The organism is Enterococcus sp. 7E2_DIV0204 (assembly GCF_002140855.1).
Taxonomy (GTDB): domain Bacteria; phylum Bacillota; class Bacilli; order Lactobacillales; family Enterococcaceae; genus Enterococcus_L; species Enterococcus_L lemimoniae.
Genome location: NZ_NGKY01000001.1, coordinates 1,165,578 through 1,181,627, shown reverse-complemented (window position 1 = coordinate 1,181,627; position 16,050 = coordinate 1,165,578). Strand labels below are relative to the sequence as shown.

The following is a 16,050-nucleotide window of genomic DNA, read 5'->3' as shown; positions in this document are numbered from 1 at the left end:
GATTCTCTGCTGATGAGATAATATTAGAATTAGAAAAAAGTCTTGGAATCTTTGTAAATACTCATCAGAAGTAGGTTGAAATGAATGAGAGAATTTAAGCAAAAAATAGGAAATAAAGAATTTATAGCTACTGTAGAAAAAGAGTTAGAGCCTCAATTGTTAAGCCTGTTCTACATCCTAAAAAATATGAATGAGGAAGAGTTAATAAATGGATTTTCATTCCAAATTGGCTGGTCAATTTATTTTTTAGAAGAAATAAATAAAGACTCATTCGTTATACTAACAAATGATACTAGCAAAAATCCTTTTGAAGATAAGACTAAAGATTTAACCTTGGCACTATGGGTACAGTTAGAACAAGGTCATTTTTTGAGAAAACTAAACTTGGAAGGCAAATCAATTAGTTTTAGCGATAAAATCATACTTCAAAAAAATATTTTAACTTTCGATACAATGTATATGCAAAGATCTAGTGATGTGGAACTAGGTGATTCAGGTTGGTATATAGGTAGTATAGAAGAGGATAATTCAGAAGAAGATCTATATGCCTTATATGCTTATCAACTTTTAAAACAAAAACCTGAGATAATTCAAGTTCTGGCTCTCCCAGATGAATATATGGTAATTTATGAAAATAATGAAATAAAAACTGTATTGAATGAAAATGATGAACCAGTTCTATAAAAAATATATGAGCAAAAGCTATACTTATTTACGATAAAATAAGGGAATAACGACTTATGATTAAATGTAGCGAAGATAATAGTGGGAATATTTTTTACAATATAAAAATGGAAGACATAATTGAAGTAGAAACGGCATTAGAATTAGAAATTCCTAAAGAACTAAAGGAATTCTTTTTGAGTGTAGGTTATGGTTTTATAAAAGGCTCTGAATATAATATCAACCGTATAATGGATCCTTATTCTATAAGAGATTTTAAATCAAAACAAAATGATTATGAATTTTTTCCAGATATTGAAGTTTATGATGATTTAGAAAATGAATTGGTATTTTTCGAAGCGAATGAAACCGCGATGATTTCAATAAAAATATCTAATAATGAGAGAAATGAAATTTATTATGATGAATTTAAGATAGCCGACTCGCTAGAAGAATTTTTAAAAAAGATTTCGGAAGATGATGAATATTATCTGGAGTTAATAGATTAATCAGTTTCAATAAGTCTAGTAAAATGGTATCAGCAAAAAATGCTGATACCGTTTTTTGTGCATAATTGTAGGATAATCAAATTTTCGATAAGAGAACTGTTTAAATTAACTCTTATTAGGTTTTTGCATAGTCTCTTTAGGGTTATTAGCAGGATGTAATTTTCCTGACAAACCTAGTGCTGACACTGATAAATCATCAGCTAGTACAAAAGTAACGACAGAATTAACTGCGAATAGTAAAGAAACCAAGGTAACGAAGAAAACGACAGCACCAACAACAGAACAATCAAGCACAGCTCAAGAGACAAAAGAAACTGAAGCATCACATGAACAAGCAAAAGAAGAAGTACCCAAAGTAATGGATCTCTCTCAAATACAACAAGGGGATTATTCCAACCTTAACGGAACTTGGGGAAATGGCTTAGGAAATACGATCTTTATAGAAAACAATACAATGAGCTTTACAGATATTTCTAATCAGAAACAACCAGCCGAAATAATTGGGCAGAATGTAGACATTCCTCTACTAAACTCGTCAGATGGGACACCTGAATTAGTATCCTATATGGGGGATAGTAATAAAGTTAAAGCGTATGAACAACAATTAGGGCTTGAAACGAATCAAGGTTTTGTTTCTTTAAGAAGTAATCTTCCAGGTTCAGTAATCTACGTATCGTTTTTACCCAAAGGCGTAATGGGTGACATACTAGAAGGAGATAACAACCAAGATAAGATTGTTGCAGTAGGCACTCAAAATACTGCTACATCAGTTCGAGCAGCGTACGTTTATTACAAAAGTGATTAAGTTATCGATGGTTTCCAAAAAATATTTGTACGTATCTACATTGAAAGGCGGAAATATCCTTGAAGTACCCATAAAATAGTGGGTACTTTTTTTATATTATCTTGTCCATACGTATCAAAGTTTGACAGTAAAAAGAAAAAGCACTCTATTTTCATAGAGCACTTAAAAAATCCTATAATAGCCTTATTCTACCGAAGATTCTTTATAAAACTCACCCAAAATCATTCGAACCTCATCTGTAGATTTTGTCCCCATCAATTTAACCCGCAAATCGCTAGCTCCAGGAAATCCTTTAACATAAATCTTAAAGAATCGGTGCAATCCGACAATCGAGCGTGGTACTATTTCCGCATAGTGATCTTGTAAATCAAGTTGCATCTCCAACAATCCAAGCAGCTCTTTCGGCGAATGCTCTTTAGGTTCTTTTTCAAAGGCATAAGGATTTTTAAAGATTCCCCGACCAATCATAATACCATCGACGCCATATTGTTCTGCAAGTTCCATCCCTTTTTTTCGGTCAGGAATATCCCCATTGATCGTAATCAAGGTTTGTGGCGCAACGCGATCACGGATTTCCATAATTTGCGGAATCAAATCCCAGTGAGCATCGACTTTACTCATTTCATTACGTGTTCGTAAATGAATTGAAAGGTTGGCAATATCTTGTTTTAATAAATGGGTGATCCAATTTTCCATTTCTGCAATTTCTGCATAACCGATCCGGGTTTTGACACTGACAGGGATGCCGCCTGTTTTTGCGGCTTCGATCAATTCAGCGGCCACTTCAGGACGCAAAATTAAACCACTTCCCTTACCGCGTCCTGCAACATTAGGAACAGGACACCCCATATTCAAATCAATGCCTTTAAAGCCCATTTCAGCTAAGCCAAGGCTCATTTCTTTGAAAAATTCTGGTTTATCTCCCCAAATATGAGCGACCATTGGCTGTTCATCTTCAGTAAAAACCAAACGTCCACGCACACTTTCGATGCCATCAGGATGGCAATAACTGTCTGAATTGGTAAATTCTGTAAAAAAAACATCAGGTGCGCCGGCTTCTTTTACGACATGACGAAAAACGACATCCGTCACATCTTCCATTGGTGCTAAAATAAAAAAAGGCTTAGGTAGTTCTGCCCAAAAATTAGTTGTCATTCTATAATCTCCACTCTATTGCACTTTGTAACGTTCTGAAAAACATAATCATTATACTAATAATACTGGAAAGAATCAAAGGGAAGATTTTGAAGACAGAGTAAACGGGATATAAGTACCAGTTTGTTGCTTACTTTTAGTAAGTGTGTTAAACTAGCAATATCAGTTTAGTTATAAACTTAAAAAGAGGTGTATAGTGATGAAATTATCTCTTTCAGAGAAAGTAAAATTAAGTTGCTGGCTGTCTATCTTGCAATTTGTTCAAAAGAGCAATACGCAGTCGAATGAATTTTTAAAACAATATAATTTAAATGTTTCAAAGTTTGATATGCTTCATCATATCCAAGAAAATCAGCCAATTACTCAAAAAGAATTGGGCGAAAAACTACTTCTATCTAAAGGCGGTGTTTCGCAAATGATTAAACAATTTGAAACAGATGGTTGGATCACTCGTCAGCAAAAGTGGAAAGAAAAGTATATCTCTTTAACTGATCGCGGGCAGGAGCTATTAGATAGCTGTTTTTTTGAACAAAGCAAGTTACAAGCTTCTGTGTTTGATAATCTAACAAAACAAGAAGTAGTACAACTAGCTAAAATCAGTAAAAAATTAATGAAATAGAGACTATAGTTAATCAGAGAAAAAGGAGTGTAAGAAAAATGAACAAAAAATACGGAATCGATTCTTCAAAAGGAATGGAAATTGGTTTATATTCGTTAGGTGATCATATTGCCAATCCAATGACAGGTGAGCGGATCAGTCAGCAGCAACGGATCAACGAAATCATTGAAGCGGCAAAATTTGCGGATGAAGCGGGCATCGATGTTTTTGGTGTGGGTGAAAGTCATCAACGATATTTTGTAGGGCAAGCTAATCAAATGATTTTATCCGCAATTGCAACCCAAACAAAAAACATCAAACTTACTAGTTCAGTTTCGGTTTTGAGTACGAATGATCCAGTTCGTGTTTATGAAGAGTATGCAACGTTGGATTTGATTTCTAATGGTCGTGCTGAAATCGTTGCAGGACGTGGCTCTCGCGTAGGTGTTTATGAACTGCTTGGGTTTGATTTGAAAGATTATGAAGAATTGTTTGAAGAAAAAATGCACTTGTTGAAACTCTTGAATGAGGCTACACCAAATGAGCGGATAAATTGGGAAGGGAACTTCCGGGCACCCTTGCAAGATGTGGAAATTCTCCCACAGCCAGTTCGTGGACATTTACCTGTTTGGCGAGCTGTAGGTGGTCCAGCAGAAAGTGCAATCAAAGCTGGATTAGATGGGATCCCAATGATGCTAACAACATTAGCTGGACCAGCTCCGATTTTTAAACGCTCAGTAGATGCGTATCGTTTAGCTTTAACGGAAGCGGGCTACGATGAAAAGGAATTTCCGTTGGCAACAACAAGCTTGTTTTATGTAGCTGAGACGGGTAGCCAAGCACGTAAAGAAATGTATCCATTTTTAAATGCTGGTTGGGAAGCAATTCGTGGCGGAACGTATCCAAAACAACATTTTGCTCAATCACAAGATAGTAGAGATACCTTAATGGTTGGTGGTGTTAACGAAATCATTGAAAAAATGTTGTATCAATATGAATTATATGGTCATCAACGTTTTATGGCACAAATCGATTTTGGTGGTGTACCTTTGGACCTAGTTAAGAAAAATATTGAATTGATTGCGACAAAAGTCATGCCAGAAGTTAAAAAATATACTAGAGAATAGGGTGAACATTTATGAAAGTCGTTGCAATAATCGGTTCAGCATTTGGTAGTAAATCAAGAATAGCTGTACATTATGCGGTCAATAAAATAAAAGAAGTACACAAAGAGGCTGAAGTGGATGTGATTGATTTTTCTGAAATACAATTTCCCTTTGCTGATGGTCGTGAGTATTTTCAACATGAAGGTGAGATTGGCGCAGCACTTAAAAAAATCATGGACGCGGATGGTTTGATCATTGGAACACCGATTTTTCAAGCATCGATGCCAGGAACCTTGAAGAATTTGTTTGATCTGCTGCCAGTCAATGCTTTTCGGAATAAAGTAGCTGGAATGATCGTCACGGCTGGATCGGAAAAACATTTTTTGATTCCTGAACAACAAATCCGTCCAGTTTTGAGTTATATGAAGGCTAATTTAGTACCTAACTACGTGTTCATTACAGATGAAGATATTATGCGGCAAGAAATCAAAAATCCTGATATTGAGTTTCGTCTGGATCGTTTTGTGGATGACCTGTTCTTATTGCTGGATACGTATCAAATGATGATGCAGCAAAAAGAAGCGGAATATGATTTTTAAAGAAAAGCTTATAGATAGAACATTGAGGTAGAATGAAACAAAATTATCATGGTACGATGAAGTAAACTTTCTGGAGGTCATTATATGGGAACTATTGATCAGGAATATTTACAAGCGTCGATAGAACAATTTCTGTCTGAAGCAAATTGTTTAAAAACTTATGCACACTGTATTGCGGTAGGTGATTATGCTTATAAGTTAGCAGAGCAGTTTATGGCGGACCCACGTAAGGCTCAGATTGCTGGGTATTTACATGATATTTCTGCAGTTTATCCAGATGATCAGCGAGTTGAAATAGCAAACAAGATGGGGATAGCATTATACAAAGAGGAAATAGTGTTGCCGATGATTATTCATCAGAGAATGTCTAAGGAAATTGCTATAAGTCAATTCAACATAAATGATTCGGAGATATTATCCGCTATTGAATGTCATACTACCTTAAAAGGGAATTACTCTATTTTAGACTTAGTTGTATTTATAGCAGATAAAATAAAATGGGATCAAGATGGTGAACCACCTTATATAACAGGTCTGATGGCAGCATTGGATCATTCGTTAGAATCTGCAGCTTATTATTATATTGACTATTTATTGCATCATGGTATTCAGGTGACCCACCCGTGGTTGAATGAAGCCTATGTGAAATTGAAACAACAATTAGAGCCTGCTTAGACTTTCTTTTAAAAGAATATAATGAAAAGACCTACTTAGTTCTCTTTTATAAAAAGAGTTAAGTAGGTCTTTTGGATAATTACGATATGTTTAACTTGTCTTACAACAAATCAGCATCTTTCAAAATATCCCCGATATACGTATCTTTCGTTTTCTCAACGAACTTTTCAACGATTTTACGTTCTACAAATGGTAAATCCATCTCAGTTAGTTTTTGCTTATCGGATAGATAGTAAACAGAATTTGCTAATGTTCTCAAGTCATAAGCCGATGCAAAAACCTCAGGAACCCCACGTTCAACATCTAGTAATTGATAGACAGCTTCCATCGCTGTTCTAACCGAGTATTCAGTGGTAAAGACTGTATCACGTTCCGTTTCAGCAAAGTTACCAATAAAGGCTAAGTTTTTAGAACCATTAGGAATGACCAATGGGCGATCGCCAGGTTCACGCAACATAAAGTAAGAGGTGATAAATGGCATGTAAACAGGAATTACTGTACATGATTCTTGAGCAAATCTTGCAATGTCTGCTTCAGGAACACCTAAATGATACATCAATTCTTGGGCAATCTCTGCACCAGAACATTGTTCAATCGGTTTTTTAATATAATTACCTGGAGTGTTAGATAATAAACCGTACACCCAAGTGATTGTTTGTTGGTCATTTTGTTCTTTAAAGTGTGGTTGGCGGTGTGTTGCAAAACTCATCAACCAGTTTGAATCTTTAATAGTAATGATCCCGCCAGTCACGATTTTGCCTGTTCGTAATTTGCGGTGCGTCAATCTAGAGATGTAAGGCTCGATATCAAAATTTTCCCAGGTCACTGTAGCAGAAACGAACCAACTTTCGTCTGGTAAGTTTTCGCAAAAGACATCAGGATTCCCAAATTCTGGAGATTGTTTTGCTAAGTTTTTCCAAAGGTTCCAACTGCCGCCTAGATCATGGGTGATTGGTGCAGGAGTGTGATGATCTCCTTCTGTTGAACTTTCAGTAATTGAGCCATTTGTGACAAAGACTAGATCATGCTTAGTCAAATGAATTTCTTCGGTTTTTCCAGCTCGGGTTAATAAAATACTTTTTGCGACCTTGCTTTTCTCTGTGATATCCACTTGAATATTATTGATTTTTGTTTCATATTGGAAGTCAACACCATTGTCATTTAAAAAGGCTAATAGTGGTTTTACTAAAGATTCAAATTGGTTGTAGCGTGTAAATTTCAATGCAGTGAAATCTGGTAAACCTTTAATATGATGAATAAAACGCATCACATAGCGTCTCATTTCAATAGCAGAATGCCATTTTTCAAAAGCGAACATACTGCACCAATATAACCAAAAATTTGATTCAAAGAATTCTTCAGTGAAAACATCTTCGATTCGTTTGCCAACTAATTTATCTTCTGAGGTCATAAATAAGTCAACTAATTCTTTTTGCGCTTTTTTAGATAAGGTAAATTTGCCGTCATCTGCTACGCGTTCCCCACGATTAGAAATGATACGACAACTTGAAGAATTGGGGTCATCATGGTCCAGCCAATAAAATTCATCTAATACAGAAGCATCGTCCACTTCTAATGATGGTACAGAACGGAAGAGATCCCATAAACATTCAAAGTGACTTTCCATTTCACGCCCGCCGCGGGTAACAAAACCATCATGGGGGATGAATTTTCCATCTAAAGAGCCTCCAGATAAGGATAATTCTTCAAAAATATGGATATTTTTACCTTTCATGTGTCCGTCACGAATCAAAAAGACTGCTGCTGCTAAACCAGCTAAGCCTGCACCAACGATATAGGCGCTTTTCTCATCAACGCCTGCCGGTTTTCTACTTCTTGCAAATGCTTCATAGTTTCCACTTACGTACTTCATAAAATATCCCTCCTGATTTTTGATCTGTTACACCGTCATTGTAACAAGGATCATTTTTGTCAACAAAGGATAGCTGTATAAAATTGGACAATTGGTTGATTTTGTCTGAAAAATAGTGTTAGAAGTATAAGAAAAAAGCTTTCTAACAGTGTTGATTGCTAGAAAAGCTTACTAGTTATGTTGACTGAAAATATAGAGAGGAGATGAACCTGTAATTATTGAACAACGGTCCACTCATTAAGCGTTTTTCCAGTGGCATCAATCAATTCCAGCCAACTATTTGTTCCACCAAAATATAAAAACAAGCCCACTTCATTGACGCTTTTTAAAATAATATCTTCTGTGGTCACATTATTTTTCACTTTGTCTTGATGATCTTCTCTGATTCTTTGACCCATTTTTGCTGAAAAGCCTAAAGACCCATCTTTATTAAGTGGCGGTTTAGCCATCATAGTAGCGCCGGCTTTTAACAACATTTCATTACGTTTGTGCCAAAGGGCGGTTGCTTTGCTCTCACGTGTATCGATAAAAAATTCGATTTGGCTGATTTCTTTGGTCCATTTATGCCGAGCTTTGGCTGGTTTTGCTTTGGCCTTTTTAGGTTCTTCATGATGTTTAAACGGGTAGCCAAATTTTTCTAAGACCATAAGCACTTCATTTTTATAGGTCGTAAGTGTTTTGGTAGCGCTAGCTGGAATTTTTGTTGCTACTCCAGAGTTCTGTTCTAGCTGGATGCCGTTTTCTAACGCCTCTGTGATCAGCTGTTGTTCTAAATAGCCTAATTCAATATCCCATGAAGGAGCAATAGTGATCATTTTATTAAAAGTGACTTCAGTGTGAAAAGCCCCAGCTTCTGATCTACCTATCGAAACAATCGTATTTTCATTTAGCAAAACATAGACAGCTGCATGTTCAAGCAGAAGGCCTTCGTTAGTATCAAATAGGGTGATGATTCCTTGTTTGTTATTAAATTCAATGGTTGTTTTGGTTTCTGTGATGAGGACAGATAATTTGATGTTCATATTAGACTCCTTTTTGATCCTTGTTTTCAGTTTATAAGTAAGTAAATAGTAGCATGAAATTCGTCATAAGTCCTGTAACTTAGATCAAGCGATAAATGTTATATAAAATAATGCGCGTTATTTATTATGACGGTTGTAATTTTCAGTAGGCTGAGCTTTTTTATAGTTTTTTTATGAGAATAGAACTTGTATTTCAGAAGGTGGATGCTGTTGTTTTCTCATTTTTAATAGGTTAAGTGGTGACGGAAATTCTCTTTTTTTACTTTATGAAGTTGATAATGCTGATTTCTTGTTGAATAAATAATAGGTTAAGTATGGAAAACTAAATGAATATACTCACATTTGATACTCATTTTAATAATAAAAAAATAGTTGAAAAATAAGTGGCGTCTTGTTATTCTGTTCAGTAAATTGATGAAGGTGGTTCGGTCGATGGAAAAGTTTAAGAGTAATGACTTTATGACGAAACAGGATTATCAAATGGCTTTGGAAGAGATCATTCGTCCTTTGAGACAGAAAATACTTGAATCAGATACTTCAGGTTTACATTTAGGTAGTAGTGGAGCCGTCTATGATCAACAGCGGGCCGACATGGAAGCGCTTGTTCGTCCGCTGTGGGGCATTGCCCCTGCTTGGCGGTTTCAAAAGGATGATGAATTAAGAGATGCCTACTTAACAAAACTAATCAAAGGGACTGATCCAGCTAGTCCTTACTACTGGGGCTTGATCGAGGACTATGATCAATACATCGTTGAGACAGCTGCCCTGTCATTGACATTGTTGTTGCACAAAAAATATGTTTGGGAATTATTGTCAAATACAGCACAACAGAACATGATAAACTGGCTGTCGCAAGCCTTAGTGCGGAAAATCCCTAAAAATAATTGGACTTTTTTTAAAGTATTGATCCGAACTGCATTGTTTCATTGTGGTGAAAAACTAGACCGAAAAAAACTAACTGAAGAATTTCAATTGATTGATTCGATGTATATTGGTGAAGGCTGGTAAGTAGATGGGAAAACGACACAAAGAGATTATTATATTCCGTTTGCTTTTCAATACTACGGCTTGATTTACGCAACCTTCATGAAGGAAGAAGATCCTGAAAGAGCCCAATGCTTGATTAATAGAGCGAAGTTATTTGCCCAAGATTTTATATATTATTTTGATAATGATGGTGAAGCACTACCGTATGGCCGCAGCTTAACATATCGTTTTGCACAAGGCGCTTTTTTCTCTGCATTGATTTTTGCTGATGTTGAAGTAATTCCTTGGGGAGAAGTAAAAACAATTCTATCAACACATTTAAAAAATTGGCTAAACCATGATATTTTTACTTTCGATGGTCGGCTTTCGATTGGCTATCATTATGAAAATCTTGTGATGGCAGAAGGGTATAATGCGCCAGGTTCACCTTATTGGGCGCTAAAGACATTCTTGTTGTTGGCTGTGCGTCACGATCATCCTTTTTGGGAAGCAGTGCCAATACCTGTGAAGAAACAAGGGAAGAAATTTGTAGAAAAAGGAAATATGCTTTTAATGCAGGCGCGAGATGGAGAGCACTTATTAGGATTTCCAGCTGGGATGATAGTCGCAGAGCAAGCTCATGCACAAGCAAAATATAGTAAGCTTGTCTATTCTACAAAATTTGGCTTCAGTGTCTCTAAAGCAGGTACTCGTTATGAAGAAGGTGCTTTTGATAATACCTTGGCTATTGCTCGTGCCGGGGAAGGGGATTTTCAAGCGAAAGGTGTGACGGAAAGTTACTGGCTGACAGAAGATTGTGTTTATCAGAAGTGGTCGCCATTTGAAGGTGTGACGATTGAAACAGAAGTTTATCCTTTTGAACAGTGGCATCTACGAGTCCATGAAATCAATACAAAAGTACCGTTAGAGGTTCGAGAAGGTGGGTTTAGTCTGCCATTATTGGGAAGAAAGCCACAAGGACAGCTAGGCTCAGATTGGAGTTTTGTAACGGAAAAAGATTGGTTATCTCAGATTGTTGCGATAGAAGGCTACGACGAAGCGCTGATTATTCAGCCAGAACCGAATACTTCTTTATTTTTCCCAAGAACTAGCTTGCCGTGCTTGAAAAAATCATTGTCTGCAGGTGAACATCGCTTGATCTGTCTGGTTGGCGGTATGATTAAAAGTGATAAGGAGACGAGAAATAATGATAAAAATTGAGTTGAAAAATAATCAAGATCGACTGATCGTTGGCAAAATTGACCATGAAAAAGAGGAACAGTTATATATAGCCGAAGGGGCTGAAATGGCAGTTTTAGCCATCAAAGGTTACACTTATGAAGTAGGGGATAAAATCGTGGTGTCGACAACGGAGCTGAGTTCATACTTGGCCGTACAACTTGATGAAACCCTGCCGTTATCGATTATTTATGTTGCTCAACAAACATGGGAATATCAAATTCCGCTTATAGAATCACTTAGAAAAGCTTCTGTTGAAACAGCATTTCATTCAAAACGCCATCATTTGATGGTACGAAAAGCCCATGACTTTGAAATCAAGAACTACCAAAATCTTTCGTTCAATTCTCATGATCAAAAGGCAAGCTCAGGTGCGTACCCCCATGCAAGTGCGAATGTAGAAACGAGAGATGATGCAGTTTTTTTTGCTAAAAATGCCATTGATGGAAAATACGGAAATTTATCTCATGGTTCGTTTCCTTTTGCCTCATGGGGCATCAATCAACAAAAAGATGCAGCGTTAACAATTGAATTTGGCCGTAAAGTTGAAATTGATTGGATCAGGTTACTATTTAGAGGAGATTATCCTCACGATAGCTATTGGACTGAAGTAACATTAGAATTTTCAGATGGTACACAGCAAATTCTAGCCACAACCAATGACACAATATTTCAAGAAATTAAATTTCCAACCAAAGTAACAGAGTTTGTGACCTTGAAAAATCTTAAAAAAGCCGCGGATGATTCTCCGTTTCCAGCGCTTACTCAAATCGAAGTTTTCGGGAGAAATAAGTAAAGAAATGAACCATGATCTTTTGCCTAGAAAGCAATCATGGTTTTTTTGTTGGAAAAATGTTGTAAGAAGCATTCGCTTTTTCATTTTTTTTGGGTTATAATGATTTTGGTTAATATGTTAACAAGTTAAGGAGCTGTGAAATATGTCTCTTCAGGAAAATAAAGATAAGCTGATCGATTTGGGTGAAAAGGTGAGCCCGCAATGGTTAGCAGAACAAATCAATTGGTGCATCACACAAATCGAGAAAAATATGGAACGATTTGGTACACAATTTCCTTCTGCCAGTACTACCAATGGGAAATATCGGATTAAGGCCAATGATGATTGGACGAATGGATTTTGGACTGGAATGCTTTGGTTAGCATATGAATGGACTGGAAAAGAAACGTTTTTAAAACGAGCAATGGAAAATATCGTCAGTTTTCAACAACGTTTAGATAATCATTTTGTATTGGATCATCATGATATCGGTTTTTTATATAGTCTATCAGCAGGTGCGGGCTATCAAATAACTGGAAGTGAGGCCTGTAAGACAGAAATTATTCAAGCCGCAGATGTTTTGATGGCACGTTTTCAGAAATCAGGTAATTTTATCCAAGCTTGGGGGAAATATGGTGATCCTAAAGAATATCGCTTGATTATTGATTCTTTGATCAACTTGCCTATTCTATTTAAAGCAGCAGAAATTTCGGGCGATGCTCGCTATTCAGCTGTTGCAACGAAGCATTACCATACATTGTTAGAGACTGTGATCAAAGCGGATGCAACAACGTTTCATACGTATTATTTTGATCCTGAAACAGGCCAACCGAGTCATGGAGCTACGCATCAAGGGAATAGCGATGAATCAATTTGGGCAAGGGGCCAAAGTTGGGCGGTCTTAGGGATTCCGTTGAATGAAGGGTATCTGCAATCTAAAACATTTCCAGAAAATTATGCACAAATTGTTGATGTATTTCTAGCACATTTGCCTGAAGATCTTGTTCCTTATTGGGATTTTGATTTTAATGACCAACAACCTTCAGATAAAGATAGTTCTTCAGCAGCTATTGTAGCGTGTGGATTATTGGAAGCTGAAGCGTTACAAGTTTATCCAAATGCAAAGGCTCTTGCCAAAGGAATCATTTATCAATTGGGGGAACAGTATTCTGCTAAGGAAGTATTAGGGAATGAAGGCTTATTGCTTCATGGAGTATATGCACACGGAGAAGGCAAGGGAATCGATGAACCAAACTTATGGGGCGATTATTTTTATTTGGAAGCCTTGATCAGATTAGCAAAACCAGAATGGCAAAGATACTGGTAAAGGGGAATGATGATGCAAACGTTTGAGATAAAAGAAGATTTTTTACTAGATGGCAAACCAGTCAAATTGATCAGTGGTGCGATCCATTATTTCCGGATGACACCAGGGCAGTGGGAAGATAGTTTATACAACTTAAAAGCTCTAGGAGCTAATACTGTAGAAACCTATATACCTTGGAATCTACATGAACCTATTGAAGGAACGTATGATTTTGAAGACTTAAAAGATATCGAAGCCTTTGTAAAACTTGCGCAAGAAATCGGGCTGCTCGTTATTTTGCGCCCGTCGGTTTATATTTGCGCTGAATGGGAGTTTGGTGGTCTGCCCGCTTGGTTGCTAAGAGAAAAAGGCATGCGATTGCGTTCGACTGATCCACGTTTTATGGAAAAAGTTCGTCAATATTTTAGTGTTCTAATTCCTAAACTAATACCGCTGCAATTGACTCAAGGTGGACCTGTGATCATGATGCAGATCGAAAATGAGTATGGGTCTTATGGAATGGAAAAAGACTATCTTCGTCAAACTAAACAATTGATGGAAGAGTTTGGTGTTGATGTACCACTGTTTACTTCAGATGGTGCGTGGGATGAAGTACTTGATGCTGGAACATTGATTGAAGAAGATATCTTTGTGACAGGTAATTTCGGAAGTCATTCAAAGGAAAATGCTCAAGTGATGCAAAACTTCATGAAACGTCATGGAAAAAAATGGCCGATCATGTGTATGGAATATTGGGATGGTTGGTTTAATCGTTGGAATGAACCAATCATCAAACGAGATGGGCAAGAGCTAGCGACAGAAGTCAAAGATATGTTGGAAGTTGGTTCGTTAAATTTATATATGTTTCATGGTGGGACAAACTTTGGCTTTTATAATGGCTGTTCAGCACGCGGTGTGTTAGATTTGCCGCAAGTCACAAGTTACGATTATGATGCATTGTTGACGGAATGGGGCGAGCCGACAGAAAAGTATTTTCATGTTCAAAAAGCCATCAAAGAAGTCTGTCCAGAAGTTTGGCAAGCAGAACCGCGTAAAAAAGAACTGATGAACCTCGGGACATATCCTATAAAAGAAAGTGTTTCACTATTTGCAACAAAGGATCAGATGATCCAGGCTCAGCAGGCGATGTATCCATTAAGTATGGAAGAAGCCGGTGAGGGATATGGCTATATGTTGTATTCAGTAGAATTGAAAAATTATTTTCATGAAAATAAATTAAAAATCGTTGAAGCTAGCGACCGAGTCCAAGTTTATGTGGATGGAAAGTATCAGACGACGCAGTATCAAGAAACAGTCGGAGAAGAGTTGGCGATAAATGGACAACCCGATAAAAAAGAAATCAGTTTAGATGTTTTGGTTGAAAATTTAGGCCGAGTCAATTATGGATTTAAACTAAATAGTCCTACTCAATCAAAAGGGATCCGCGGCGGTATTATGCAGGATATTCATTTTCATCAAGGATATAGACACTATCCGTTAACGTTGTCTGAAAGTCAGTTGCAGGCTATTGATTATACAGCGGGAAGTAATCCACAACAGCCTTCGTTTTATCGAATAGAGGTTGAGCTGGATACATTAGGGGACACGTTTATTGATTGTTCTGACTATGGTAAAGGGGTTGTGTTAGTCAATGGTGTCAACCTTGGGCGTTACTGGGAGGTCGGGCCGATCCGATCATTATACTGCCCAAAAGAATTTTTGAAAAAGGGTCATAACGAAGTGGTGATTTTTGAGACGGAAGGTCGAGAAATCAAAGAACTGCACTTCTCAGAAAAAGCCATTGTCGATTAAAAAATCGAAGCAGAAGCTTACTCAGCTTCTACTTCGATTTTTGTTTTGAAATATTTCCAGTGTTTATAACTAACGATATACTCGGCAACACTTCCGTCAGACAGATAAGAATGCTTGACTTGTTTAACTGCTGGTTCCCGAAAGCTCAATTGCAATAAATTTAACAGCTCTGGATCGTCTGGAAAGACGATTTCATTGGTTTCGACAGAGGCTAATGAAAACAAATCGATCGCAAAATCTTTCCGAACTTTTTCGTAGACACTTGCATAAGCAGCAAGGTCTTTTTCGATTGGTTCTTTCATCATTTTTTTAGGCAGATGTGTGATATGGGCTAAAAAAGGTGTATCGCCAAAAGAGCGCACACGAATAATCTTATAATAGCTAGCATTAGCAGGTAAGCCTAACTGCTTTAGAATCTCAGGTTTATTTTCTTCTTCAACAGAGATTACTTGAACTTTCTCAGTATCTAAGGAGTGAAGTTCTATATCAGAAAACTTAACGTTTTGGGAGATCTTGGCTTTTGAAACAAAAGTCCCTTTCCCTTGAATACGGTACAAATAGCCTGCGCTGGTTAATTCGTTCAATGCTTTAACTGCAGTGATAGAACTGACAGAATAAATGCGCTTGATATCTGCTTCAGAATAAAATTTATCGCCGGGAATGAATGTATGATTTTTTATTTCGGCTAAGAGATCTTGTTTGATCTGTTCATATTTAGGAATCATGAGAGATTACCTCCATTCTCATAAGATAGTCAATTAAGGATAACATGTTAATTTTACTTTAGCAATTGCTTTATAAGAGAATCTGTTAGTAAATATGCACAATAAGTAAGGTCATAATAAAAAATCAACATATTAAGATATTAGGTTTACGGATGGGTTATCATGTGTTATAGTATATTCGTAAGGAACATAACATGTTAAGTAGGGCGACCTGCATTGCTA

At 36.8% G+C, this 16,050-nt stretch carries 14 protein-coding genes and 1 pseudogene; 11 read left to right on the top strand and 4 right to left on the bottom strand.

The genetic code is table 11. The features are described from left to right. Nucleotides 1–84 precede the first annotated feature (84 nt). From A5819_RS05575 to A5819_RS19190, 3 genes are all read left to right on the top strand, one after another. Nucleotides 85–684 carry a hypothetical protein gene (locus A5819_RS05575; protein ID WP_086277479.1) on the top strand — a complete coding sequence of 200 codons (600 nt, stop codon included), beginning with the start codon at nt 85–87 and terminating at the stop codon, nt 682–684. A gap of 56 nt (nt 685–740) precedes the next feature. Beyond that, the gene (locus A5819_RS05570) at nt 741–1,172 is read left to right on the top strand and encodes an SMI1/KNR4 family protein (protein ID WP_086277477.1); all 432 of its coding nucleotides are present in this window, start codon (nt 741–743) and stop codon (nt 1,170–1,172) included. A 358-nt stretch (nt 1,173–1,530) separates the two neighbouring features. Further along, the gene (locus A5819_RS19190) at nt 1,531–1,977 is read left to right on the top strand and encodes a DUF6287 domain-containing protein (RefSeq protein ID WP_254907222.1); all 447 of its coding nucleotides are present in this window, start codon (nt 1,531–1,533) and stop codon (nt 1,975–1,977) included. Between the two features lie 183 nt (nt 1,978–2,160). Here the strand turns inward: A5819_RS19190 and A5819_RS05560 are convergent, their stop codons facing one another. Further along, nucleotides 2,161–3,132, bottom strand: a complete 972-nt coding sequence (locus A5819_RS05560) for a tRNA-dihydrouridine synthase (protein WP_086277475.1) — start codon at nt 3,130–3,132, stop codon at nt 2,161–2,163. 199 nt (nt 3,133–3,331) lie between these two features. On the opposite strand from A5819_RS05560, the gene A5819_RS05555 reads away from it, so the two are divergent. From A5819_RS05555 to yqeK, 4 genes are all read left to right on the top strand, one after another. Beyond that, on the top strand, nt 3,332–3,751 hold the full coding sequence (locus tag A5819_RS05555) for a MarR family winged helix-turn-helix transcriptional regulator (protein WP_254907299.1): 420 nt from the start codon (nt 3,332–3,334) through the stop codon (nt 3,749–3,751). Nucleotides 3,752–3,789: 38 nt separating this feature from the next. Further along, nucleotides 3,790–4,857 carry an LLM class flavin-dependent oxidoreductase gene (locus A5819_RS05550; RefSeq protein ID WP_086277471.1) on the top strand — a complete coding sequence of 356 codons (1,068 nt, stop codon included), beginning with the start codon at nt 3,790–3,792 and terminating at the stop codon, nt 4,855–4,857. 11 nt (nt 4,858–4,868) lie between these two features. Next, complete coding sequence (locus A5819_RS05545) at nt 4,869–5,435, top strand: NADPH-dependent FMN reductase (RefSeq protein ID WP_086277468.1); 567 nt, start codon at nt 4,869–4,871, stop codon at nt 5,433–5,435. A 93-nt stretch (nt 5,436–5,528) separates the two neighbouring features. Next, the gene (yqeK, locus tag A5819_RS05540) at nt 5,529–6,110 is read left to right on the top strand and encodes a bis(5'-nucleosyl)-tetraphosphatase (symmetrical) YqeK (RefSeq protein ID WP_176271452.1); all 582 of its coding nucleotides are present in this window, start codon (nt 5,529–5,531) and stop codon (nt 6,108–6,110) included. Between the two features lie 100 nt (nt 6,111–6,210). On the opposite strand, the gene A5819_RS05535 is transcribed toward yqeK, so the two are convergent. Then, entirely contained in the window at nt 6,211–7,983 is a 1,773-nt protein-coding gene (locus A5819_RS05535; protein WP_086277464.1) for an oleate hydratase, read from the bottom strand. Between the two features lie 215 nt (nt 7,984–8,198). Then, nucleotides 8,199–9,005 carry a hypothetical protein gene (locus tag A5819_RS05530; protein WP_086277462.1) on the bottom strand — a complete coding sequence of 269 codons (807 nt, stop codon included), beginning with the start codon at nt 9,003–9,005 and terminating at the stop codon, nt 8,199–8,201. 432 nt (nt 9,006–9,437) lie between these two features. Here A5819_RS05530 and A5819_RS05525 point away from each other — a divergent pair. The 4 genes and pseudogenes from A5819_RS05525 (at nt 9,438) to A5819_RS05510 (ending at nt 15,103) form a co-directional block, all read left to right on the top strand. Continuing rightward, nucleotides 9,438–11,192: pseudogene (locus A5819_RS05525) on the top strand (DUF2264 domain-containing protein). After that, nucleotides 11,179–12,006 carry a hypothetical protein gene (locus A5819_RS05520; protein WP_086277460.1) on the top strand — a complete coding sequence of 276 codons (828 nt, stop codon included), beginning with the start codon at nt 11,179–11,181 and terminating at the stop codon, nt 12,004–12,006. Before A5819_RS05525 ends, A5819_RS05520 begins: the two are co-directional and overlap by 14 nt. 142 nt (nt 12,007–12,148) lie before the next feature. Further along, nucleotides 12,149–13,312 (top strand): glycoside hydrolase family 88 protein, encoded by a 1,164-nt coding sequence (locus tag A5819_RS05515; RefSeq protein ID WP_086277458.1) that lies wholly within the window; start codon nt 12,149–12,151, stop codon nt 13,310–13,312. Nucleotides 13,313–13,324: 12 nt separating this feature from the next. After that, nucleotides 13,325–15,103 carry a beta-galactosidase family protein gene (locus tag A5819_RS05510; protein ID WP_086277454.1) on the top strand — a complete coding sequence of 593 codons (1,779 nt, stop codon included), beginning with the start codon at nt 13,325–13,327 and terminating at the stop codon, nt 15,101–15,103. 17 nt (nt 15,104–15,120) lie between these two features. Here A5819_RS05510 and A5819_RS05505 read toward each other — a convergent pair whose 3' ends face one another. Then, nucleotides 15,121–15,828: a GntR family transcriptional regulator gene (locus A5819_RS05505; RefSeq protein WP_086277450.1), complete on the bottom strand. Its 708-nt coding sequence runs from the start codon at nt 15,826–15,828 to the stop codon at nt 15,121–15,123. Between the last annotated feature and the right edge of the window lie 222 nt (nt 15,829–16,050).